The sequence below is a fragment of the Acinetobacter sp. YH16032 genome (genome assembly GCF_013417345.1).
Classification (GTDB): Bacteria; Pseudomonadota; Gammaproteobacteria; order Pseudomonadales; family Moraxellaceae; genus Acinetobacter.
In genome coordinates, this window is record NZ_VPEE01000001.1 from 1 (window position 1) to 24,336 (window position 24,336).

Here is a 24,336-nt window from a genome sequence, read left to right on the forward strand (position 1 = left end):
AAGTGATGGGAGAGCATGTTCAAGAGTGGATTCTAAATGTTCAGATAAAGACATAAAAAAATGAGCGTATTTACATACACTCATTTTTACTACATTTTTCTAATATTTGCTTAACTGACTGGCATTATGTCATATGACAGGTTTTTTTATGTATCTAAAACGTAGATGAAAGTGATCAACGCTAATTTTCTTAAAATGCTGGAATAAGATTGGTAAAGTGGAAAATAAAAGCAGCGAGGAAAACACCTAAGAAAAAGAAACAGTAAGCACCCTTGTCTACTCGAATACGAGGGCGTGCTTGTTCCATTAAGCCTGTTGATTGTTCCGGTATAATTTTCATCTAGGAGCCTAAATATTACTTTATAGTTAAATCCTATTTATTTGATGTATTTTTAGCATAAATATTCGCCTGAATCCATATATTTCCACGAATATATTGACCAATTTCGAAATTTTTATAATTCTCATCCTTAGTCGCGATACGAATAAGTGTAGCAGGTTGGTTATCTTCCAAAATAAGTGTTACATCATAAAGTTGATAAAATTGATCGTTGAACTGCATTTGGGTCTTGCCAACCACTTTTCCTTGGAACCAGGCCTCATCTTCCTGACCCATGGTTTCACCGTACAAGTAAGCCACCATTTTCGAAAAATCGACCGTTACAGGTTCTTTATCGGCATCTGATTTAGGTTCCCAAGCATCGATCAGCTGCTGTAAATTATCTGGCGCTACACCATTGTGTTCACTCAAAATTTCATTTAAAGCACGATGGTGTTTAATTGAAGCTGGATCATCCACAACAATTTGTTCTTGATCAGCAACTTTTTCTAGCTCATAAGCCCAAGCATTTAATTGGACTTTATAAGATTGATTTTTTTGGTATTGAATTTGATTCACGCTGTATAAGCTATCAAAAGCATAAACCACACTATTATCACTAACTTTTAATTGTAACACTGCTTGCGTGTTGGACTTACATGTAATGATGCGTTCAATCGTCGCGTTCAACGTATAAGGACTATCAAAAGTAGGGAAGGCTGTTTTGACTACTTTAGGTTTATTGTCTTCTACAGCAATGACTTGAACCAATTGGATAGGTTGTTGTTTAGGTCCTTGAATTAGCCAAACATTCGGATCCATATCTTGTTCTTCAGCACAAATCCCCATCGGCATGACAGGTGCATTTAGTGCTTCACTCAACCATTTTGGAACCTGAACAGTCGGATCATCAGTTAACAGCGCCCAATGTTCTACATGGCTACCAAAGCTTTGATCTTCTATCGTAATAATTTCAGGTTTGTTTTGATTGTTCATATGCTCATTCTAAGATTGAGTGAATTACTCTATGTAATATCGAGGATAATTGATATTTTTCAAGTCTTGAATTGTTTTTTCTTTATGTAATCCAAAAGTTTAAAGCGGCATAAATGAAAAAGAGCACCTAAGTGCTCTATGGGAATCATGAGTTAGAACTTAAATGTAACATCTGCAATGAATTGACGACCGATTTCAGGACTTGGTGTTGGTGTCACTGAGGATGTATTGGAAGAAAAATACTCATTTTTACGGTTAAGTACATTATTAATGGTTAAACCAAAAATAGTTTGCGTATTCTTTGAACTCGGTATTGTGTAGGTAGTACGCATATCCCAATTCAAAGCATTTTTCGTTTTATATGCAGTGTAAGTGTCATATTTCATACCATCGAGTTCATAGACAAATTCAGTTTTACTGGTACTCAGGGTTTTTTTCATACCTGGTGTCCCTGCACGATAGCTAAGATAATGATTAATATTTAAAGGAATATTATTAAAACCAATATTCCAATCCAGTCTAACTGTCCATGGTGTATTGAAATTATCAGTGGGTTTATCTTCAGCATTAATCAGTTTGCCATCATAATAAATTTGTGATGTGCCTGTGTAGTAGTTGCTTTCATAGCTATCAAAATTACGATTTGTATCTGTCATATCGGCATTTAGGCTTAAATGATGCGCAGATTTTTTAAATACTAGCGGTTTAATATTTTTTAAAGAAAAAGTTAAGATATCAGCTTCAGATTTTCCTGAGTTGTTATAAGACTTATTACCTTGCTGCTGGCGTAATTGGTCTTTGTTTTCTCGCTTAACATATTTTAAACCAGTATTGATGTTCCAAATATTAGTGTTAAAAGCAAATACAGATTCATCTGAAAATGGCGTATCCAGCTCTGACCTTGATTTGAAGGATGGCATATACGTCGGGTCGAGTTCCCAACCTTCAGAAAGACTATTTCTCTTAAATTTTGTCTGTAATCGACCTCGTTGATCTTGTAATTCGTTGGCGAATGCGTTTAAACCATAATAGCGATTCCAACCAGCCGTAATAAATAATTGATCATTGCCAAATGGCTTCAACACAAATGAACTACGAGGTGCAATATTGGTATTTTGAGTCAGTGAATCATAATCAGCTCGTAAGCCTAAACTAGACTGAATAAATGGATTAACATAAATTGAATCTTCGAGATATGCATGCCAACGATCTTGGCGTACATTGATTTGTCCTGCATCATATTTAAATCGTTGCGTTAAATATTGCCCGTCAATTGAATTGCCTTCATCACAAGCATCATAACGACGACCATCAGAAGCGTAACAGTTTAAGTTTTCAATATTTTTTGAAGCGATAGTAGTTGTGTAATAGTTATTAGAAACTTCAGGTCTTTCCCAATACGCTTCATAATGACCATAACCTGCACCCACTTTGAATTGGTGTGATGAGTTCGCAAACTTTATTGGTTCAAATAAGGCTTTGATTGAGTATTCCAGTTTTTGTTCTTCTTGTGATAATGCACCATAGTTTCCATAGGATTGCGTACTTAAATTCGGATTCCAATTTTTTGTTGAAGATCGAGCCCACACATACGCATCCTGTTCTGCCTCTCGCGAGCTGTTTTGTGTTTGATAATTAAGTTGTTGTTCTAACCGAACAGCATTTAATTTATTTTTTAAATTGATATAAATACTTTGGCTATCAGATATTTGCGTGTTTTCTGAGTTTGAAAATGTAGCATTGAAGTATTCACCTTTATTTTCAAATAGCTGAGTTCCTATTTTTAATGAGGTTTTATCTGAAGGTGTATAGAAGAGTTCTACACCATAATTGCTCGCAGCACGTGTTTGGTCTAATTCTGCTGGCTCAATAAAATTCGTTTTTAATGGAATTAAGGAATGTCGAAAAGAGCCAAAAGCATTGAAGCCTAATTGGTTTGTGAGATTACCATACAGTGTTGCACTGACTCCTTGTTTAGTAAAGAAAGGTTGATTTTTTTCACTGTTGGAGGTTTCAAATTCCTGTTGACTTTCTGGATTCGGAAAGTTGATTTTAGACCAAGAATCAGTTGTATAGTCATAAGTAATATTACCGTGAATTTTGCCTACCTCAGTTTTTGGTGCGCAGGTTTCTGCACTCACTACACCGCCAGTAAATTCACCATATTCAGCGCTCACATTGCTATCGAGCAGTTTAATATTACAAATCAGATCTGCATTGACTGCAACAGTTTGACTAGAGCCGAGTAGTTCATTATTTGAGTTCGATATTGTTGCACCCACAGGGTTAATATTATTGTTGATGCTCATCCCATTGATTAGAAATTTATTTTCATAGGGTAAACCGCCATTGATGCTAATTTCGGCTGGGCTAAGTTCACCTTGTTGTAAGCCACTTCTAAAATTATTACCAAATTGCACGTTAGGATTTACTTTTAAATAATCAGTAATGTTCTTAGAACTATTGGGTGTCTTGTCTAAATCGTCCTTCGTATAAACGGTTTTACCAACTTCTTGTTGCTCAGTTGCATTCGTTACGATTGTATTGAGTTTGATTGAATCATCATTAACTAATGAATTTATTTCTGTTTCATTTGCACAAACTGTGGTTGAGAGAATCGTAAGAATGGCTAAATTTAATTTTGAGCGTACAAATGACATGATTTAACATTGAGAGAATAAAAACGATAGCGATTATCATTTAGTAATACTTATTTCACAATATTAATGAGAATAATTATCAATACTATATTCCGATCAACATAATATAAAAAAGCGATAGTAAAAATTGGAAAAAAGAAACCCCAATACATATTAATGAAGATCAATCCACAGGATGATCAAGATATCTAAAATATTGGGGTATTTAAAGATTTTTACTCTGAAACGAGTGTTTCAAGTAAATGGGGCGCTAATTTATTTAAAATATAGCAGAATAATTCAGCTGTTTTCTGTGTGTCATACAAAGCAGAGTGGGCTTCTTTACCATCAAACTCGATGCCTGCTTGGATACATGATTTAGCCAAAACAGTTTGTCCGAACATCACAGCACTCAAAGTCACCGTATCAAAAACCGAGAAACTATGAAATGGATTTTGATTCTTAGTTCCAGTACGTGCAATTGCCGCTTTTAAAAAACCAAGATCAAAATGAGCATTGTGTCCAACTAGCACAGCATGTGTGCATTGTTGTTGTTTGCGTACCTCATTAATTGCTTTGAACATACGTTTAAGTGCAGACTTTTCATCTTCTGCCATCGCTACACGCATTGGATTAAAAGGATCAATGCCAATGAAGTCGAGTGAGCGACGATCTAAATTTGCACCTTCAAATGGATTGATGTGTGCATGATGCGCTTGACCAGGTACAAACTTTCCAGATTCGTCGTAAATGATTGGAATACATGCTATTTCGAGCAATGCATCGGTATCCGCATTAAAACCAGCTGTTTCCACGTCAACAACCACGGGTAGGAACCCGCGGAAGCGTTGACCGATGACAGGTAATGTTTCAGTGGTCACACTTTTCTCCATTGAATTGTTTTACCTGCATAAAGAGGAATGATCTGTTCGCCATCTAAATATTCAAGGCTTTCAGGAATCACTTGATCTTCTTTGATCAATGTAATGGTTTCAGTATTGCGAGCTAAACCATAGAAATCCGCACCAAAGAATGAAGTGAAACCTTCAAGACGTTCAATTTTACCGACCTGATCGAATGCTTGAGCATACAATTCAATTGCAGTTGGAGCGCTATAGCATCCCGCACATCCACAGGCATTTTCTTTCGCATTTTTAGAATGAGGAGCGCTGTCAGTACCTAAGAAGAATTTAGGGTTGCCACTTGTTGCGACTTCTAACAAGGTTTGCTGATGTGTCTGGCGCTTTAAAATTGGCAAACAATAGAAATGTGGTTTAACACCACCAACCAACATGTCATTGCGATTGAATAACAAATGTTGTGGTGTAATCGTCGCTGCCACGTTGCGATCTTGCTCAAGTACAAAATGTGCAGCTTCGCTTGTGGTGATATGTTCTAAAACTAATTTCAGTTTAGGAAATTGTTTAAGCAGCGGTGCTAAAACCTCATCTAAGAAACGTTTCTCACGGTCGAATATATCAACATGATGATGTGTTACTTCGCCGTGGAGTAAGAGAGGAACCTGATGTTCTTCAAGTTGTTCAATGACGCTATACACTTTACGTATATCACTAACGCCATTATCAGAATTTGTGGTTGCTCCAGCAGGGTAAAGCTTAATTGCATTTACATATGGAGAGTTTTTAATTTTTTGTACTTCTTCAGGAGAAGTATGATCCGTAAAGTAAAGCACCATACGAGGATCGAATTTTACATTTTCAGGAACATGCGCCATGATTCTTTCACGATAAGCATGTGCTTCTTCCACAGTTTTTACAGGTGGAACTGTATTTGGCATACAGATTGCGCGATGAAATTGCTTCGCCAAATCAGGAACAGTACGTTGAAGTGCTAAACCATCTCTTAAATGAGCGTGCCAATCATCTGGCTGGATTAAAGTGATCGTATTCAAGGCAAGTCTTACTGAAAAAATAACATAGATGATAATCGATATTGCTTGAAATTGATAACGACAAAAGCCGATAAAAGGGGTTTTACATCTATTTGTGCTGATTAATATGGAAATGAGGCATACGTTAGATGAATGAGTCACTATTCATCTAGAGAGCAATGATAGATTTTAACGACCAAATAAAAAACCGCGCTCGAAGCGCGGTTTTTTGAGACTAAATTAAATCTTAATTTTTGTCTTTAAGTTGTGGAACAGCAGAACCTGTACCGACAGCAAGTAAACCTGCACCAGTATAGATTCCTAACTTAGCGCGAGTATCTGTAATGTCTAGGTTACGCATGGTTAATTGACCAATACGATCCATTGGCGTGAATACAGAATCACCTTTTTCCATAGTTAAGCGTTCAGCTTCGTATGTAAGGTTCTCAGATTCAGTGTTCATAATAGTGTAATCGTTACCACGACGAAGTTCTAAAGTCACAGTACCTGTGATTGCTTTAGCAACCCAACGTTGAGCAGTTTCACGAAGCATAAGCGCTTGAGAGTCGAACCAACGACCTTGGTAAAGTAAACGACCTAAACGTAAACCGTTGATGCGGTACTGTTCAATGGTATCTTCGTTATGAATACCAGTCACAAGACGTTCGTAAGCAATGTGTAGAAGTGCCATACCTGGAGCTTCATAAATACCACGAGATTTCGCTTCGATGATACGGTTTTCGATTTGGTCAGACATACCTAGACCATGACGACCACCGATACGGTTCGCTTCAAGAATTAACTCAACTGGATCTTCAATACGTTGACCGTTAAGTGCAACAGGAAAGCCTTCTTCAAATGTGATTGAAACTTCTTCAGGTGCGATTTCAACGTCTTCTTTCCAGAAAGCAACACCCATAATCGGTTCAACGATTTTGATACCAGCATCAAGATACTCAAGATCTTTCGCTTCGTGAGTTGCGCCAAGCATGTTTGAGTCTGTTGAGTATGCTTTTTCTTTTGACATTTTATAGTCAAAACCGTTGTCGATGAGGAACTGTGACATTTCTGCACGGCCACCAAGCTCATCGATAAATGTTTGGTCTAACCAAGGTTTGTAAATTTTAAGTGCTGGGTTCGTTAATAGACCATAACGGTAGAAACGCTCAATGTCGTTACCTTTATAAGTAGATCCGTCACCCCAAATGTTGACGTCATCTTCTTTCATCGCAGTAACAAGCATTGTACCTGTGACTGCACGACCAAGTGGCGTTGTATTGAAGTAAGGTACACCACCTGTAGAAATATGGAATGCACCACATTGAATTGCTGCAATACCTTCTAATGCAAGTTGTAAACGGCAATCCACTAAGCGTGCTTTAACAGCGCCATAAGCTTCAGCTTTCTTTGGAATAGCATCGTAATCATCTTCATCTGGCTGACCTAAGTTTGCTGTATACGCATAAGGTTCAGCACCTTTTTGTTTCATCCACAATAAAGCTGCAGAAGTATCAAGACCACCAGAGAAGGCAATACCAACTTTTTTGCCTACAGGTACATTCTGTAAGATAGTTGCATTATCAGACATTGTTCATCCTAACGATAGAATATAGGCACCTAGAAAATTGGTAACCTGAAAAATATATTTCTTCAATTGTAGCACTTTTCGTTGGTAATTTTTTTTAAAAAAAGATACGTGGTGCAAAAATATTTGAATAAATAGCAATATTTCGTCAAAACTCAAAAGTAATAGGCAAGGCTTGATCTAATTCAAGATTTCTTCTTGAAAATAACACAGCGCATTTGTAAAGATTTTTATGCATCAATTTATTTTATTGCAATTTTTCAAAGCGAACTTAATGAAAAATATTTTTTGTAAGTGATTGAATATTAATATCTAATTCAATAGTTGGTAATTTATTATAGAAAAAGACAAAAAACTGCCATAAACAGTTATGAAAAAAGAAGTATAGTTTTATGCAACAAGTTGCAAAGCCCATAAAATAAGGAATTGCCATGACAACTCGCTATGCAAATATATTAAAACCTCTTGATCTTGGTTTCACTACCCTCAAAAATCGTGTCGTGATGGGATCGATGCATACCGGTCTAGAAGATCGTTTTTATAATTATCCTAAATTAGCAGCATATTTTGGTGAACGTGCTAAAGGGGGCGTAGGTCTCATCATTACAGGTGGTATTTCGCCTAATCGTCAAGGCTGGCTCCTTCCAGCTGGTGGCACAATGAATACCTTAGGTGATGTTGCCCCACACCGATTAGTGACACATGCAGTTCATAAACATGGTGCAAAAATTTTAATGCAAATTTTGCATTCAGGGCGTTATGGTTATCAACCTTTTGTGGTTTCTGCAAGCCCAATAAAATCGCCGATTTCACCATTCAAACCACGCCAAATGTCAGAAAAACAAATTTTGGATACGATTCAAGATTATGCGGCTACAGCAAGTATCGCGAAAAAAGCTGGCTATGATGGTGTTGAAATCATGGGATCAGAAGGCTATTTGCTGAACCAATTTATGAGTCGTCATGTCAATCAACGTACAGACCAATGGGGTGGTGAAATAGAAAACCGTATGCGCTTTGCAGTTGAAATTGTTAAGGCAATTCGCGCGAAAGTTGGCGAAAAATTTATCATTTGTTTCCGTTTATCTATGCTCGATTTAGTTCACGACGGTAATATAATGAGTGAAGTGATCACGGTTGCCAAAGCGCTAGAAGAAGCGGGTATCACATTATTGAATACAGGTATTGGTTGGCATGAAGCTCGTGTGCCAACAATTGTAACCTCTGTTCCTCGTGCGGCATTTGTAGATTATACCGCAGAGGTAAAAAAACATGTGTCTGTGCCTGTGATTGCATCCAACCGAATCAATATGCCTGAAACTGCCGAAGCTATTTTGGCTGAAGGTAAAGCCGACATGATTCAAATGGCTCGACCATTATTGGCAGATGCTTTTTGGGTGAATAAAACGGCGACTAATCGTGTTGATGAAATTAATACGTGTATTGCGTGTAATCAGGCTTGTTTGGATCATACTTTCAAAAATAAACGTGCCACATGTTTAGTGAATCCACGTGCAGCCTATGAAACTGAACTGGTTTATTTAAAAACCAAGAAGCCAAAAAAAGTAGCCGTTGTGGGTGGTGGTGTAGCTGGAATGTCTGCAGCGACCGTTGCTGCCAGTCGTGGTCATCTAGTTACTTTATTTGAAGCCACTAATGATGTAGGGGGACAATTTAACTTAGCGAAAGTTGTTCCTGGGAAAGAAGAGTTTCACGAAACCATTCGCTATTTTAAAGTCCAAATTGAGCGTACTGGGGTTGAACTTCGTTTAAATACTAAAGTTAATCGTGAACAGCTTGAGCGTGAAGGCTTTGATGAAGTAATTGTTGCGACAGGCGTTGTTCCACGTGCATTGAAGATCGAAGGAAGTGATGCACCACAAGTTTTATCTTATGCAGAAGTATTAAGAGGTGCGCCTGTGGGTCAAAAGGTAGCAGTAATTGGTGCTGGTGGTATCGGATTTGATGTGTCAGAGTTTTTATTAAAACCTGAACATCAGCCACAGCCACAACCTTTGGCAGAATGGAAACGTGAGTGGGGAGTTGATCCTGATGTTCAGTATGTTTCTGAAGGTGGTTTACAACCTGCTGAAGTGGATCATCCAGTTCGCGAAATATATTTATTGCAACGTAAGACAACGCCTTTGGGTATAGGATTAGGTAAAACCTCTGGTTGGGTTCATCGCGCCCAATTAAAAAAACATCATGTGAAAATGTTGCGTGGCGTTCAATATAAATCAGTGAGTGATGAAGGTCTGTGGATCGAAGTTGGTGGACATGATCAATTATTACGAGTCGATACTATCGTTGTTTGTGCAGGGCAAGAATCTGTTAAAGAGATTATGCCGTCAGAGACTGAAACAACTTTAGCGAAATATCATATTATTGGTGGTGCAAAGCTTGCTGCTGAGCTTGACGCTAAGCGTGCGATTCGTGAAGGTGCTGAAATCGCAGCCAAAATTTAATAAATTTGAATCATTTGGTGAAACTATATTCACTTGAATGGTTTGATTGTAATTTTTACTTGTCATGATATGAAAAGCTTCGTATTATGGCGCACATGGAAGCGTGGCAGAGCGGTTTAATGCACCGGTCTTGAAAACCGACGAGGGTGTGAGTCCTCCGTGAGTTCGAATCTCACCGCTTCCGCCAAATTCAAAAAGCTCTGACATTTGTCAGGGCTTTTTTATGAGAGAAAATAATATCTCTTCATTTCTTCATTTCTTCATTTCTTCATTTCTTCATTTCTTCATATTTAGAATTATGATGTGATCTTGACAAAGTTTCTCTAAATTAAAAATTTCATGATATCGTATTAATATATGTAAATATTTTAAAAATTATTAATTTTATAGAGTAATTAAACTAAATATTTTAAAATCATAGTTACAAAAAAATACATGAATAATTAATTAATAATAAATAAAGAGTTAAAGAGAAATTTACAAATGTGAAATGATTTTAATTAAAATGGCAAAATGTGACTTTATTTACACTTATTTTGTAATGTAATACCATGCTTTTGCAATTTTTTGCATACTAATCGACATTTTTGAAACATCCCACCATTCCTCAAATTAGAGTAAGACCAATGAAAAAAATCGCATTATTTTCAGCAGTTTTATTAGCTACGATTGCACAAGCAAATGCAGCTGATGGAACAATTACAATCAACGGTTTAGTTACTGATAAGACTTGTGACATTGTAACGCCACAGGGAAAAAATTTTACTGTAACTCTACCTACAGTTTCAAAACAAACGCTTGCTACAGCTGGTGAAGTCGCTGGCCGTACACCGTTCACGATCAATCTAAGTGACTGTTCAGAAGGTAAAGTTGCAACTTATTTTGAACCTGGTGCAACGGTTGATTTCAATACTGGTCGTTTAAATAACCAAGATGCTAATGGTGCTAAAAACGTACAAGTTCAATTGTTAGGAAGCAATAACCAACCTATTTTAGTTCAGCAGGCTGGTGCGAACGGTGCGCAAACTAACTCTCAGTGGGTTGATGTTGTCGATGGTGGAACTGCTGCACTTGACTACTATGCAGAATACTATGCGACTGGTGCTTCTACAGCAGGTCCTGTAACTACTTCAGTTCAATACACGATTATTTATCAATAATTTTTTTTGAAAATAGAGTTAAGTTATTAATTAACTTGACTCTTATCAAATGTATTAAGTAGAGATCAATTGCATGCTAGGTTCATTTAAAATTAAAACGATGATGTTGGGGGTATTGGCTTCGACAAGTTTTGCTCATGCTGAAATTATTATTCATGGAACAAGAGCAATATACCCAGCAGATGCAAGAGAGATCACACTACAGGTCAGTAACAATGGTGATAAACCATCATTGGTACAAGCATGGATTGATGAGGGTGATCCAAAGAGTAAGCCTGAACAATCTAAAGCTCCCTTCATTATTACACCTCCAATCTCGCGTGTTGATCCGACTAAGAGTCAATCGCTTCGAATCACGGCTTTGCCAAATGCAAAATCATTAAGTCGTGAACAAGAAACTGTGTTTTGGTTGAATGTTTTAGATATTCCGCCTAAACCTAAAGCCAATGCTGAAAGCATGGAACCAGATAACTTTTTACAACTGGCAATACGCTCAAGAATTAAATTATTTTATCGACCTTCAAATTTGAAAGATAAGGTTGCAGAAGCTCCAGCAAAATTGCAATGGAAGCAAGTGGGTAATCAACTCCAAGTGATTAATCCAACGGCTTATCACGTCACAATCACATCGATATTAAGCCAACAAACTAATGGAAAATTGGTGGATTTGATGAAAGAAGGGCTCATGGTGAGCCCCAAATCAAGTGAAAATGTAAATCTAAAGTCAGCTATCACTAATAATAAGTTGAGCTTTACAACGATTAATGATTTTGGTGGGCGCATTCAGACTGATTTGAAACTAAATCCATAAATTAATGAATCAATATCCCTATTAAATATTAATAGGTAGGCAAAAATATGCTGATCCGTAACCAAAAACAATATGATGAAAAAAAACTTCCAACAATTATGATTATTTTGGGGGCTATAACCTTCGGATTTACTTATTTAACGCCAGCACATGGTGAAGAGATTTCAAACGAATCATCAGCGGATGGTGTGGAATTTGACTCATCTTTTTTGATTGGTGAAAACGCACAATCAATTAATACAGATAGGTTTAAATTTGGAAATCCTATTTTTCCAGGTGAATATAATGTTGATGTTTACGTAAATGGTAACTGGTATCGTAAGCATCGAGTTGTATTCAAGAATGAATTAAATAATAAATCAGCAAATGCTTATACGTGTTTTGATGCAAAAACATTAATGCAGTTTGGTGTCAAAAAAGAGATTTTAAACTTTGAGCCATCTAATTCTACTTCGACATCATGTCAGCGTATTGAAAATTGGGTGGAAAATGCATTTTATGAGTTTGATTCTGCTCGTTTAAGACTAGATATTTCGATCCCTCAAATTGCGATGCAACAAAATGCTCAGGGCTACATCGACCCAAGTGCTTGGGATCGAGGGATTAATGCTGGATTTATTTCATACAGTGCCTCAGCATATAAAACAAAAAATAACTCTGAAACCAATCCTGAAATTAACAATGCCTTCATGTCTTTGGCAACTGGTGCAAATTTAGGTGGGTGGCAACTCCGTCATAATGGTCAATGGAAATGGTCTGATCACGAAGATCAGGGGCGTAATAAAAGTAGTTACGATGCAGTCACGACTTATGTACAACGTGCATTTCCCCAATATCGAGGTATGTTGACACTCGGTGATTATTTTACCAATGGTGAATTATTTGATTCTGTAGGTTATCGCGGTCTAGATTTCACAAGTGATGAACGAATGTTACCCAATAGCATGACGGGTTATGCGCCCCGAATTCGTGGTAATGCTCGTACGAATGCTAAAATTGAAATTAAACAACAAGGTCAAATTATTTATCAAACTACAGTTGCACCGGGTAGTTTTGAAATTAATGATCTTTATCCCACTGGCTTTGGTGGTGAATTAGAAGTTTCAGTCATTGAATCTGACGGTCAAATTCAGCGCTTTTCTGTACCTTATGCATCAGTTGTACAAATGCTAAGACCTGGTATGAATCGTTATTCATTTACGATAGGTGAGTTTAGAGATAAGGATATTGATTTAGATCCATGGGTTGGTCAGGCAAAATATCAACATGGGATCAATAACTATATTACAGCCTATACAGGGCTACAATTTTCTGAAAATTATCAGGCATATTTAGTCGGTACAGCTTTTGCGACACCAATTGGTGCGATTGCAATTGATATCACGCAATCTGATGCTAAGTTTGATCGAAGAAAAGATCAAACTGGACAAAGTTATCGTTTGAGTTACAGCAAATTAATTAGCCCGACGAATACGAATTTAACTTTGGCTGCTTATCGTTATTCAACTGAAAACTTTTTGAAACTACGCGATGCCTTTTTAATCCAAGATCTGGATGAAAAGGGGGTAAGCTCAGGTCATGTAGGTAAGCAGAGAAGTGAGTTTACCATCACGTTAAACCAAGGATTACCAAATAATTTAGGCAATTTCTATGCTACAGGTTCTTGGAGTGATTATTGGAACACCAACCAAAAGTCTAAACAATATCAAGTTGGCTACAGTAATACTTATAATTTGCTGACGTATGGTTTATCTGCCATTAAAAGAGAATTAGAAAATAATAATACGAATATGCGTAGCAGCGATACGGAGTATATGCTGACGCTTTCTTTGCCGCTCACATTTAAAAAGAGTGCTTTAAATCTAAGTTCAATTACCACGCAAGATCGTATTAATGTAGGTGCGAGTGGTACAGTGGGCGAAAAATTCAATTACGGATTTTCGACTTCCGCGGATTATGGCAATAATCCAAGTTTTAACACTAACGTACAATATCGAACAAATTATTCAACTCTTGGTGCGTCTTATAGTTTGGCGGATCAATATCAACAAATGTTAGTCACAGCCCGAGGTAATGTAGTTGTACACCGTGATGGCGTACATTTTGGACCAGATCAGGGGCAAACGATGGTCTTAGTCTATGCCCCTGAAGCCTCAGGTGCAAAAGTAAATAATTCGACAGGTTTAGAAATTAATAAATCTGGTTATGCGATTATTCCTTATGTCACACCATATCGTCTGAATGACATTAGCTTGAACCCTGAAGAGATGTCGACAGATGTAGAGTTAATGGAAACAAGTCAAAGAATTGCACCTTATTCAGGCGCGATAACGAAAGTGAATTTTGCGACTAAATCAGGGAAGGCAATTTATATCAAAAGTGCGCTAAAAGATGGACAGTCTTTACCATTTGCAGCAGAAGTATTCAATTCTAATCAAGAAAGCATTGGTTTAGTTGCTCAAGGTGGTTTGGTTTATGTCAGAACCGCAGCACTCAAAGATACTTTAAACATTGTTTGGGGTGATGAGCCAGATGATCGTTGCCAAATCCAATATGATGTTACTGCGCATCAGTCTGAAAATATGATTACGACAGAGGCTCTATGTCAATGAAAACAAATATTTTAATAGGTGCTGTTGTACTCTCAGGTTTTGCCATAACTTCTGTTCAAGCAGCTTGTACACCTCAAGCTAACTTTAGAACAGTTGATATTAGTATGGCTGTTGGGAGAGTCGTAGTCAGACCATCTGATCCAGTAGGCCGAGTTTTAACCAAAAAAACGTTTCCGATTTCACCGAATGGTTCGACTATTTCATGCGATCGAAATCCAGTAAATATTAATGCAAGACTGATTCAAAATGGTCAGCTGAGTCCCGCTGGGGATTCAGTCTATGAAACCAATATTCCAGGTATTGGGATTAGGCTTTATCGGGAAGCAGCAAATAATCAAAATTTCTCAGGTTACTATCCATATTCTCGAAGATTATCTGCCAGTAGAAATTACTATTTAGATAATGGTTTTTTCGTTGTTGAAATTATCAAAACTGCAGCGAATACGGGTTCTGGTGTAATAGCCCCGGGACGTTATAGTTCCTATGATGTTGATGGTTATACTTCACAGCCTTTCTTAACAAGCACAGTGTATGGTAATGCGATTACGATTGCTTCAAGTTCGTGTGAGATCCAAGGAAATATCAATAAAACGGTGAATTTACCTACAGTGAATAAATCCGACTTTAAAGGTATAGGATCTACAGCGGGTGAGCAGGCATTTGATATGAATATCTTATGTAATGGTAGAGATAATCCGACGAGTGTGACGGAAACAAACAGAATTAGCCTAAGTTTTGATTACACTTCAAATGGAAATAATTCAATCGTAAATGATGCAGCGTCAAATGTCAGAGCCAAGGGTGTAAATACACAATTAATTTCCAATTATCAAAATCAAAATAAAGTCATTACTCAAGGTGAGCAAATACAACTTGGCACCGTGAGCTCGAATCAAACGGTTCAATATAACTTGCCATTGAAAGCACGCTATATCCAAGTTGAAAACCAAGTAGAACCTGGTCGTGTAAGAGGTCAGGCAACGGTCACAATCCAATACCAATAGTGATATGTAGTTCACGTTAATGAAAAATATTTAATTTATAATATTGTTTTAACTATATTTTTATGTAAATTTAAAGATCGTATGCTTTATTGGGGAAAGGCAATGCGATCATTATTTATACTTATTCTAAATGTGGTCATTTCGGTGCATGTCGTGCATGCTCAAAATATTGAATTTCAAGGTTCAGTCATTGAAAACTATAGCTGTTCTGAAAGTTCTTTAGAAAAATATTGTATTGAATTACATGAACTCACTCAGCAGTTAAAAGATCATCAAGTGACTCAAGAGAAACGTTTAAGTTTAGATCATTATGTGGTTCAAGTAAGCAATGTAAATGGGCAAGATAAGAAAATGATTTCAGTTTATTACCACTAATTAAACTCAAAAGCTTGCAATGGATTAATGCTCTTCCATAAGAAACCTATGTTGTCATCAATGGAGATGGATTAAGTTTGTATTGAGGATTAATCACCAAACTTATTTGGGATGACCAGTAACCTTTTCTTGTGTTGATCATCTTCAACCACTCTGACTTCGGCATCTAGGTTATAAAGTTGATGAACTAATTTCTTAGTCAAAACATCTTCTGATTTACCTTGTGCAATGATTTGACCATCTTTCATCGCAACTAGAAAATCGGCACAGCGTGCAGCAGTGGCTAACTCATGTAGAACCATCACTATGGTTTTACCTTGTGAGGCTAGAGAGCGGACTAAATTTAAAATATCGGCTTGATGACCGATATCGAGCATACTGATTGGTTCATCTAAAAGAATTAAAGGGGTCTGTTGTGCGAGTACCATTGCGATCCATGCACGTTGACGTTGACCTCCTGATAGATTGCTTAAATTTTGATTTTTTAATTCGCTTAAATGGGTCGCAGACAAGGCATCATCAATCGCTTTTTGGTCTTCGATGTTGAGTCGTTTAAACCAACCTTGGTGTGGAAAACGACCGAAGCGCACTAACTGCTCAACTGTCATGCCGTTGGGTGCAGTTACATGCTGTGGAAGTAATGCAAGTTGTTTAGCGAGCAACTTTTTACTGAGTATATTCAGTTGATTTTTTTCCCAAATGACTTCGCCTTGATCATATGGATGAATTTGAGCAATACATTTTAACAAGGTCGATTTTCCACAGCCATTTGGACCAATGAGGACGATGACTTGACCCTGCTGAAATTCAGCATTGATACCCTTCAAAACTTGATGATGATTATATCCAGCACTTAATTGATTGATGATTAAACTCATGTACGACTCATACTTCTAGAATGACGATATAACAACCACAACAACAGTGGACCACCAACCATGCCACTAATAATGTCTGCGGGAATTTCGACAGGGGCAAGCAAATTTTTTCCAAGTAAATCGGCACTTAAAACCATTAATGCACCAATACACATGGTTGGGAAAATCGGAAATAAATGATGAGGAAATGATTTAAATGCGATGATTGGTGCGGCAATAGCCACAAATCCAATGGGGCCCGCAATACTGACAGCGGTCCCAGCGAGAAACGCAGCAATAATAATGAGCATCAGTCTAATTTTAGATAAGGGTTCTCCTAGACTATCAATGACAGAATCAGGGAGAACCATTGCACTAAATAGTCGCCGCCACAGCACAATAATACTGATAAGCAGCATGATAAAAATCGAAGTTGGTAGCAAGATGCTGTAGCTTCGACCAATCAAACTACCGCTACTAAAAATTAAAATATTACTGGTGTGCATTACTGGCAGTGTCGCAAGGATAAGGTCAAAACTGGCTTTCATGAGTGTTGCAATTCCGACCCCGATGACCAAAATACGATACCCCTGTGTTCCCACGCCGCCTGAAGCAATTAAAATAAAAAAAACACAGAAGATCGCACCCATTAATGCTTGCCACCATTGACCTAACATACTAGAACTTGAGAGGAGAATGGTGAATGCCAAAGCAAGCACTGCACTGTCACTGATACCAAAAACATCTGGGCTCGCAAGAGGATTTTTGGTGATAATTTGAAGAATGAGACCAGATAAGGCGAGTGCAGCGCCAATCAATAAGGCTGCCAAAAGTCGTGGTAATCTAATCTTTTCAACGAGAAGTTGATGTGGAGCTGACGCATTGCCTGTAAATACATTCCATAGCGTATTCAAATTTAATGTGATTTCGCCGTACATCAGGCTAAATAAACTGAGTGATATCAGTAGAATCACAATGATTATCCAAGCCTTTATCACTGATTTTTGTTTTAAACGACTCAACAGAGAAGACATATTATTTCTCCGCTTGAATGATATTTTGTAAGTTATTTTGACGCACCATCCATATCAAAATAGGTGCACCTAATAAGGCTAAAAGAATACTGACAGGGGCTTCGAAAGGTTGCACGACTGCACGTGCAATGATATCCGCGATCAGCAACAACAACATGCCAAATAGTCCGCTATAGATGAGCTGTTTCTGAATACTCTGAGCACCAATAGCTCGTGCAAAGTAAGGTGCAATCAAGCCTAAAAAGGCAATTGGTCCTGTTAATGCAACGGCACTTCCAGTTAATAAAACCACAGCTAAAATGCAGAATGCATCAAGTAGTTTCGTATTTAAGCCTAAGCTATTCGCCAGTTGATCACCAACTAAGCTAAGACCTAGAGGGCGTATTACCAATATAGCGATGATGAGTCCGATCGCCATTAAAATTAGTGCAAGACTGAGATATTGAATATCGACGCGATTGAGCGAACCTAAAACCCAAAAACGATAGTCATCTAAGCCATTTTGGAAACTCAGAAGAATGGCAGCCATAAAACCTTGGAATGTACTGGTGATCGCCAGTCCAGCCAAGACTAAACGTGTAAGTGAGCTTTGATCTGTCATTTGACGAGGGGTGATGGCAAAGACCAACAAGGCACTCACTAAAGCTCCAATCAGCGCCCAAAAAAATAGTCCGAAGGTATCCATTTGAAGAACAATGGCCAAAACAATGGCAAGAGATGCACCACTATTAATTCCGATTAATCCACTATCAGCCAAAGGGTTTTTAAGCAAGTTCTGAAGGATGACGCCTGAGATCGCTAAAGCTAATCCGACACTCACCGCCGCAATAGTACGTGGAATTCTAATTTCCAATAGGGGGGTGATTGGTTCTAACGACCATTGACTTAGTGCCTGAAGAATAAGTTGCAAACTGTCTGTAAAGTAGGGCTGACCAGCGCCGTACGCGATCGATAAAACAGTGCAACATAAAATAATTAAGCTAAGCACGATTCCCATCAGCGGGAATCGGTCAAGTACAGTTGTAGCATTCGTCAGCATGTTAATTACGGAGATGCTTCAATACATCATCAATAGCATGTCGAGCAGCATGTGGTCCACCTATGCCAGTCCACATAGATGCATCAACCACGAAATAATGCTTGTTTTTTGCAGCATTAAGACGTTGGAATTCTGGTAATTTTTCTAGTTCTGCCAGTTGCTTTTCCGCATTTAGATGACTGCCAATGATGAGCCAGTCTGCATCAATTTGATCAAAACGTTCACGACTGATTGGAGGCGTATGGCTTGCACCTGGTTGTTGCTGATGTTGAGGTCGTGTTAAGCCAATATCTTTTAAAACTTGGCTCGCAAATGAATCATTTAACATATACACAGGTCCATTGGCTGTCCAACGAATGACACTGACTGATTGACCTTGTTGAGCATGTAATTTCTGTTGAGCTTCTTGCGCATATTGATCGTACGCTTCTAGAGCTTTTTGGGCTTGTTGTTCTTTATTTAATAAATGAGCTACCTTTTTGAAACTGTCTTTCCATGCCTCGCCGCGTGCAAAACTGACTGCAGTGGGTGCAATTTGCTGCAATTGATTAATCATTTGTGTATCAATCATGCTTCCAGCAATAATTAAGTCAGGTTGTAACGTTAGAATTTGTTCCATGCTCGGTTGTCCAAAGTTACCGACGGAGGCGATCTGTTGTGTTTCATTTTTGAGGTAATCTGGAAAATTACTTTGACCTCGAACATAACTACTGCCTATAGGTTTTATTCCAAGCGCAATAGCACTATCCAAATCAAGTTCACTTAAAACCACAACACGTTGTGGCTGAACAGGAATCGTAACTTGACGACCTAAAGCATCTTCAATTTGTCGTGTCGTATTTATTTGAGATTCAACCGTCGCTTTACTGTCTCGTGAAGAAGGTTCATTCGACTGAGAGCATGCTGTGAAGAGAGTGATAGCACTCAACATAATTGCAATTTTATATTTCATATCTTTCTACATATTTCATTAAAATAATTCTATTCACTTATTCAACGGCATCCATCACTTGATGGCGTTCCTCATGATAAGCCTCTTCGTTGTGACCTTGCTTCCAATAAGGCACAGCATATAAATTGCTCTTGGGTAGCTGGAAGTTTTGTCTCAGTATTTTACGAAGTTCAACCACCGTTGAATTTTCACCCGCCAGTGATACTGAAATATCTTTATTTTTCCAGTCTAAGTTTTGCAAAGAATCACGGATTTTATTATTCAATTCATGAGGGCCTTTGCACCAATGAAGCTTGATGTGTTCAGGCTTATTCAGATGTATTTGGTCTGAATCATCTTCGATCTCGATCCAAACTTCACCATGAGCGTCTTTTGGTAATTGTTCAAGAGAGGCAGCGATCATCGGGATTGCTGAAAGATCTCCAACAAAAATCCAATATTCTGCATCGATTTTAAAACGTGCTGGTCCTCCTGGACCAGCTAGACCTAACAGATCACCTGGACTCGCATGCTTTGCCCAATCAGCCGCTATACCAAAATCTTCATGTCTTACAAAATCGATGACTAAAAGTTGCTGTTCTTCATCGAAATCTCGAACAGTATATGTCCGCGTAATTGGTTTCTTTCCATTTGGCCACGTAATTTTGCCTAAAGAATTTCGAAACGGGAGGTCAGGTGCTTGTTGATCTGGGTTCGGAAAAAATAATTTGATGTGTGCACCACCATCACATTTTGCATAACCTGTGAAATCTTCACTTTTAAACCTAATACGCTGTAAATGAGTGGAAATTTGTTCTGTTGAATGGACAGAAATATGTCGAGCTAGAGGAGGAGATTGTGTCGTCATTATTTAATCTTCTGTACTTTTCAATGGAGTGAAGATCGTCGATACAGTAATACGTGCGTCAGTCGATAGATTTGAATGGTTATTAATCTAAATCAAACAAATTAAATTTGCAAATGATAATCATTATATTTAATAATCTTTTTGTGCCAAAGTGTAATCACAAAATATGAAGGTTAAGATATTTTGTAAAGCTTTGATTTTATAATGAAAATTAAATATGCGGTTGTCTTATGCAAATCAATGAATCCCATGATCTATTAACTCGTGCACAACACAGTATGTGGAAAGGACATCATTATCATGGCAGTTATCCTTTTCATACGGCGGAGTGGTTGGTTATTGAGGGACCATTAGATCGAGAGCTTTTTCAAAAAGCAGTTTATCTCACATTAAAGGAAGCTAAATCGCTTCATTGGCGAGCTTTAGTTCAGGGCGAACACGTCTATCGAGTAGATGATGTGACGATACGGAAACCTAGCTTCGTTGATTTATCTCAGCTTGATGAGGAGGAAATTTTAGCGTGGGCTGAGAAAGAAGTAGAACCAGCATTTAATTTAGAATCGGGTCATTTATATGACTATGTGTTTGCACACTTAGGTGAGCAAAAGTACGGATTATTTTTTAAAGCGCATCACGTTGCATTAGATGGCTACGCTTACGGACTGATGATTAGCCGATTTATTGATTATTATCAATCTCTCAAAAATGGTACTGAATTAAAAATTAAAGGGTTCGATCATTATGAAAAGTTTATTGCAGAAGAACAGCACTACCTTCACTCTGAAAAAGCTAAAAAAGATTTAGACTTTTGGAAGGCTAATTTTTCGTATGAGAAAGCCCCTAAGAAACGACTTAAACGAAAATTAAAAGAACCATTTTCACAAGGGCCACGTTATGAAGAGGTAATTGATTGGTCTACACAGCTACAATTAAATGCATTAGCAACTGAATTAAAATTGCCCAGTGCTCTTATCGTCATGGCAGTGATGATGAGTTATTTAATAAAACATTCTAAAGATCCTCAACAATGCTTTGGGGTACCTTTTATGTCTCGGTTGGGAACTTCATCTATGCGTATTCCTTGCTTAGTCATGAATATCCTGCCATTAAGGTTGGGCATTACTGGACAAGAAAACTTAAAAGAAATCATTTTATTATTAACTAAAAGGTTTGCCGAAATTCGACCGCATCAGCAAAGCTATTTTGAGCAAATGCGATTTGTATTAGAAGATTTTGATCCCTATGAAAATATCTTATTTGGACCTATTGTGAATTGGATTCCTTATCCTTTACCTGAACATTTCGAAGGGTGTAAGTTAACAAAAACAACCATATCCGCTGGCCCAATTGAAGACTTTGATACCGCGATTACCAATAAGTTTGTTGATGGTATCGAACGATTATATCTCGCTGTTGACGGACATAAAGAACTCTATGATGTGCCAAGTCTTAAAGCTTATTGGTATGATTTTATGGAGATGATGAAAACTTGGTTAGCTCAACCAGAACTTGTTTTTGAACAACTTCAAATTCACAAACCACTGCCAGAATAGTCTGGCAGTTTATCCTTTGAATGGGCAATAGGGCTGTTACACGCCTAAAGTTGCTCCACCATCAACCACCAATTCGTGCATTGTGATTTGGCGTGCTTGATCTGAAAGTAAAAACATCACGGCATTGGCAATATCTTCAGCCTCAGCAATCTTTTGTAATGGAATACCATTTCGGAATTGTTCTAGATTTCCGTTGACAATGCCTGCTGGAGGGCGATCCTCAGTCCATAGTTGTTTTTGCATTTGTGTAAGGGTTGAGCCAGGTAAAACTAAGTTACAGCGAATATTGTGAGGCGCGAGTTCCAACGCGAGATTTTTAAAATAGTGGCTCACTGTAGCTTTGGTCGTTGCATACAGACCCATATTCATTCTTGGAATGAGGGCTGCATTTGAACTGATGCTCACAATCGCACCTTCTCTTTGCGGAATCATTTGGTGAGCGACCCAACGACTAAGTTCGGCAGGGCCAATGAAATTTATCGACAAATTTTCATGCCATTGTTCAACAGATGTATTTAATAAAGATCCCATTTCTAAGACCCCCACAGCATTCACTAACCCCGTGATCGTGCCTTTAAAAAGTATAGAATTTTCAATGTGCTGAATAATTTCATTGGTCTTACGAATGTCACAGCTGATGTGGTCTAGATGGTTGAGTGATGCTTCAGGAATTAATTTAAAAAGTTCCCATTGATTGATGTCATCGATCCGATCAATTGCGATGACTTGATAATCCTTCTGCAATAGTTGACGACAAATTTCAGCACCAATTCCTCTGGCTGCACCCGTCACGATATATAAACCCATTTAAGTATCCTTTAATTTTATTAACAAATTGAAACGATAATCATTTTCAATTGGGAATAATAATTATTATATTGGTTGCGTTCAACTCCTAGAGGTTGTCCTTTTGTGAATGTTGAAAGTTTGATGCACGCAGTGCGAACAGATAATCGTGAGAACAAATATGTTGCCAATAGAACCGTCAGTTTTTCAAAATATGATAGGCATAAAAAAGGAAGAGTTAATTGAGGAAGATCAACCTGGCTTCGTGTTCGCAACGCCAACGGGGACCATTTCAAGTAAAAAGTTAATTGAACATATCGAATTTGACCGAGCTTCTCATTTAAATTTTAATCAGCAGCAAGCTCTGTGGCTCGAACAAGCAAAATCTACACTACAAAAAAAAATTGAATTAACAGCGAATAAAGATCTTATTTTGGTCGGGAGCTTGCCTTTTGATCATCGAGATTTACCAGAAATCTCGATTGCGGAAGCAAAAAACACATTTGTAAATGAGCGCATTGATCAATCTGCTCAGTCTTCTCTTGATGATCAAGTACAAGCGACTCTCATCCCAGCACAAGAGGAATACATTGCTGGTGTCGTTAAATTGGTTGAATTGATGAAGTCATCACCGCTAGAAAAAGCAGTATTGGCTCGGGCAATTGATCTTAAAACCCAACACAAAATTAATATTATTGATTTATTTTACCAGTTGTTGGCCTCTAATCCTGATGGCTACACATTTGCGTTGGCCCAAAACCCAAAACAATCTGGTTGGTTTATGGGGGCAAGTCCAGAGCTTCTCGTTGCGAAGCAAAATGAATATTTGTTTAGCCACCCAGTTGCAGGAACATTAGCACGTCATACAGATCCAGCACTGGATCAACAACAAGCTGAAAAATTGCTTGCTTCACAAAAAGATCAACATGAACACGCCGTGGTCATCGAGGCCATTGCAGATCAACTGTCTCCCTTGTGCAAAACGCTCAATATCCCAAAATCACCTTCATTGATTAAAACCGAGGCGGTTTGGCACTTGGCGACCAAAATTCAGGGAACGTTGAAAGATCCAGAGCAACATATCTTTGATGTGGTCTCAATTTTACATCCAACGCCAGCAGTCTGTGGACAACCAGCACCTATGGCTCGCCAGTTGATTTCGGAACTTGAGCCATTTAACCGTAACCTTTTTGCTGGAACCATGGGGTGGTGTGATGCCAGAGGGAATGGTGCTTGGGCAGTGAATGTACGTTGTGGGCGAATCTTTGACCATTATGCGCGTCTTTATGCGGGTGCAGGAATTGTCGAAGCTTCACAGCCGACCAGTGAACTGTCAGAAACCATCGTGAAATTTAAAACGATGTTAAATGCATTGGGTTTAGATTCTCAGCACTTAAATCATGGGGAATAA

The 24,336-nt window shown here is 38.0% G+C and carries 20 protein-coding genes and 1 tRNA gene; 9 read left to right on the top strand and 12 right to left on the bottom strand.

The window, feature by feature from the left end:
* Positions 1-190: 190 nt before the first annotated feature.
* From FTV32_RS00005 to argG, 6 genes are all read right to left on the bottom strand, one after another.
* Complete coding sequence (locus FTV32_RS00005; protein ID WP_171076764.1) at positions 191-340, bottom strand: hypothetical protein; 150 nt, start codon at positions 338-340, stop codon at positions 191-193.
* A 33-nt stretch (positions 341-373) separates the two neighbouring features.
* A complete protein-coding gene (locus tag FTV32_RS00010; RefSeq protein WP_180027476.1) occupies positions 374-1,315 on the bottom strand; it encodes a hypothetical protein in 942 nt (313 codons plus the stop codon).
* A 152-nt stretch (positions 1,316-1,467) separates the two neighbouring features.
* Positions 1,468-3,975 carry a TonB-dependent receptor gene (locus FTV32_RS00015; protein ID WP_180027477.1) on the bottom strand — a complete coding sequence of 836 codons (2,508 nt, stop codon included), beginning with the start codon at positions 3,973-3,975 and terminating at the stop codon, positions 1,468-1,470.
* Positions 3,976-4,190: 215 nt separating this feature from the next.
* Positions 4,191-4,847, bottom strand: coding sequence for a ribonuclease T (gene rnt / locus FTV32_RS00020; RefSeq protein WP_035266446.1), 657 nt, complete (start codon positions 4,845-4,847; stop codon positions 4,191-4,193).
* Positions 4,832-5,866, bottom strand: coding sequence for a dihydroorotase (gene pyrC / locus FTV32_RS00025; protein ID WP_180027478.1), 1,035 nt, complete (start codon positions 5,864-5,866; stop codon positions 4,832-4,834). Before pyrC ends, rnt begins: the two co-directional genes overlap by 16 nt.
* A gap of 226 nt (positions 5,867-6,092) precedes the next feature.
* Complete coding sequence (gene argG, locus FTV32_RS00030) at positions 6,093-7,433, bottom strand: argininosuccinate synthase (protein WP_092765981.1); 1,341 nt, start codon at positions 7,431-7,433, stop codon at positions 6,093-6,095.
* 428 nt (positions 7,434-7,861) lie between these two features.
* On the opposite strand from argG, the gene FTV32_RS00035 reads away from it, so the two are divergent.
* The 7 genes from FTV32_RS00035 to FTV32_RS00065 all read left to right on the top strand — a co-directional run bounded on the left by FTV32_RS00035 (position 7,862) and on the right by FTV32_RS00065 (position 15,857).
* A complete protein-coding gene (locus tag FTV32_RS00035) occupies positions 7,862-9,895 on the top strand; it encodes an NADPH-dependent 2,4-dienoyl-CoA reductase (RefSeq protein ID WP_180027479.1) in 2,034 nt (677 codons plus the stop codon).
* Positions 9,896-9,992: 97 nt separating this feature from the next.
* A tRNA-Ser gene (locus FTV32_RS00040) sits at positions 9,993-10,082 on the top strand.
* Between the two features lie 439 nt (positions 10,083-10,521).
* The gene (locus tag FTV32_RS00045) at positions 10,522-11,055 is read left to right on the top strand and encodes a fimbrial protein (RefSeq protein ID WP_035266450.1); all 534 of its coding nucleotides are present in this window, start codon (positions 10,522-10,524) and stop codon (positions 11,053-11,055) included.
* Positions 11,056-11,155: 100 nt separating this feature from the next.
* Positions 11,156-11,866: a molecular chaperone gene (locus tag FTV32_RS00050; RefSeq protein WP_257227573.1), complete on the top strand. Its 711-nt coding sequence runs from the start codon at positions 11,156-11,158 to the stop codon at positions 11,864-11,866.
* Positions 11,867-11,964: 98 nt separating this feature from the next.
* Positions 11,965-14,478 carry a fimbria/pilus outer membrane usher protein gene (locus FTV32_RS00055; RefSeq protein ID WP_180027864.1) on the top strand — a complete coding sequence of 838 codons (2,514 nt, stop codon included), beginning with the start codon at positions 11,965-11,967 and terminating at the stop codon, positions 14,476-14,478.
* A complete protein-coding gene (locus FTV32_RS00060; RefSeq protein WP_180027481.1) occupies positions 14,475-15,482 on the top strand; it encodes a fimbrial protein in 1,008 nt (335 codons plus the stop codon). Before FTV32_RS00055 ends, FTV32_RS00060 begins: the two co-directional genes overlap by 4 nt.
* A gap of 102 nt (positions 15,483-15,584) precedes the next feature.
* Positions 15,585-15,857 carry a hypothetical protein gene (locus FTV32_RS00065; protein ID WP_180027482.1) on the top strand — a complete coding sequence of 91 codons (273 nt, stop codon included), beginning with the start codon at positions 15,585-15,587 and terminating at the stop codon, positions 15,855-15,857.
* Positions 15,858-15,946: 89 nt separating this feature from the next.
* Here the strand turns inward: FTV32_RS00065 and FTV32_RS00070 are convergent, their stop codons facing one another.
* The 5 genes from FTV32_RS00070 to FTV32_RS00090 are packed head-to-tail and all read right to left on the bottom strand — an operon-like array spanning position 15,947 to position 20,586.
* Positions 15,947-16,735 carry an ABC transporter ATP-binding protein gene (locus FTV32_RS00070; protein WP_180027483.1) on the bottom strand — a complete coding sequence of 263 codons (789 nt, stop codon included), beginning with the start codon at positions 16,733-16,735 and terminating at the stop codon, positions 15,947-15,949.
* Complete coding sequence (locus FTV32_RS00075; RefSeq protein ID WP_180027484.1) at positions 16,732-17,748, bottom strand: iron chelate uptake ABC transporter family permease subunit; 1,017 nt, start codon at positions 17,746-17,748, stop codon at positions 16,732-16,734. Before FTV32_RS00075 ends, FTV32_RS00070 begins: the two co-directional genes overlap by 4 nt.
* A 1-nt stretch (position 17,749) precedes the next feature.
* Entirely contained in the window at positions 17,750-18,787 is a 1,038-nt protein-coding gene (locus FTV32_RS00080; RefSeq protein WP_180027485.1) for an iron ABC transporter permease, read from the bottom strand.
* 1 nt (position 18,788) lies between these two features.
* The gene (locus FTV32_RS00085; protein WP_180027486.1) at positions 18,789-19,739 is read right to left on the bottom strand and encodes an ABC transporter substrate-binding protein; all 951 of its coding nucleotides are present in this window, start codon (positions 19,737-19,739) and stop codon (positions 18,789-18,791) included.
* Positions 19,740-19,776: 37 nt separating this feature from the next.
* Positions 19,777-20,586 (bottom strand): siderophore-interacting protein, encoded by an 810-nt coding sequence (locus FTV32_RS00090; protein ID WP_180027487.1) that lies wholly within the window; start codon positions 20,584-20,586, stop codon positions 19,777-19,779.
* Between the two features lie 230 nt (positions 20,587-20,816).
* On the opposite strand from FTV32_RS00090, the gene FTV32_RS00095 reads away from it, so the two are divergent.
* A complete protein-coding gene (locus FTV32_RS00095; RefSeq protein WP_180027488.1) occupies positions 20,817-22,139 on the top strand; it encodes a condensation domain-containing protein in 1,323 nt (440 codons plus the stop codon).
* A gap of 36 nt (positions 22,140-22,175) precedes the next feature.
* Here FTV32_RS00095 and FTV32_RS00100 read toward each other — a convergent pair whose 3' ends face one another.
* Positions 22,176-22,946 (bottom strand): SDR family oxidoreductase, encoded by a 771-nt coding sequence (locus tag FTV32_RS00100; RefSeq protein ID WP_180027489.1) that lies wholly within the window; start codon positions 22,944-22,946, stop codon positions 22,176-22,178.
* A 160-nt stretch (positions 22,947-23,106) separates the two neighbouring features.
* Between FTV32_RS00100 and FTV32_RS00105 the strand changes: the two genes are divergently transcribed.
* Positions 23,107-24,336: an isochorismate synthase MenF gene (locus tag FTV32_RS00105; RefSeq protein WP_180027490.1), complete on the top strand. Its 1,230-nt coding sequence runs from the start codon at positions 23,107-23,109 to the stop codon at positions 24,334-24,336.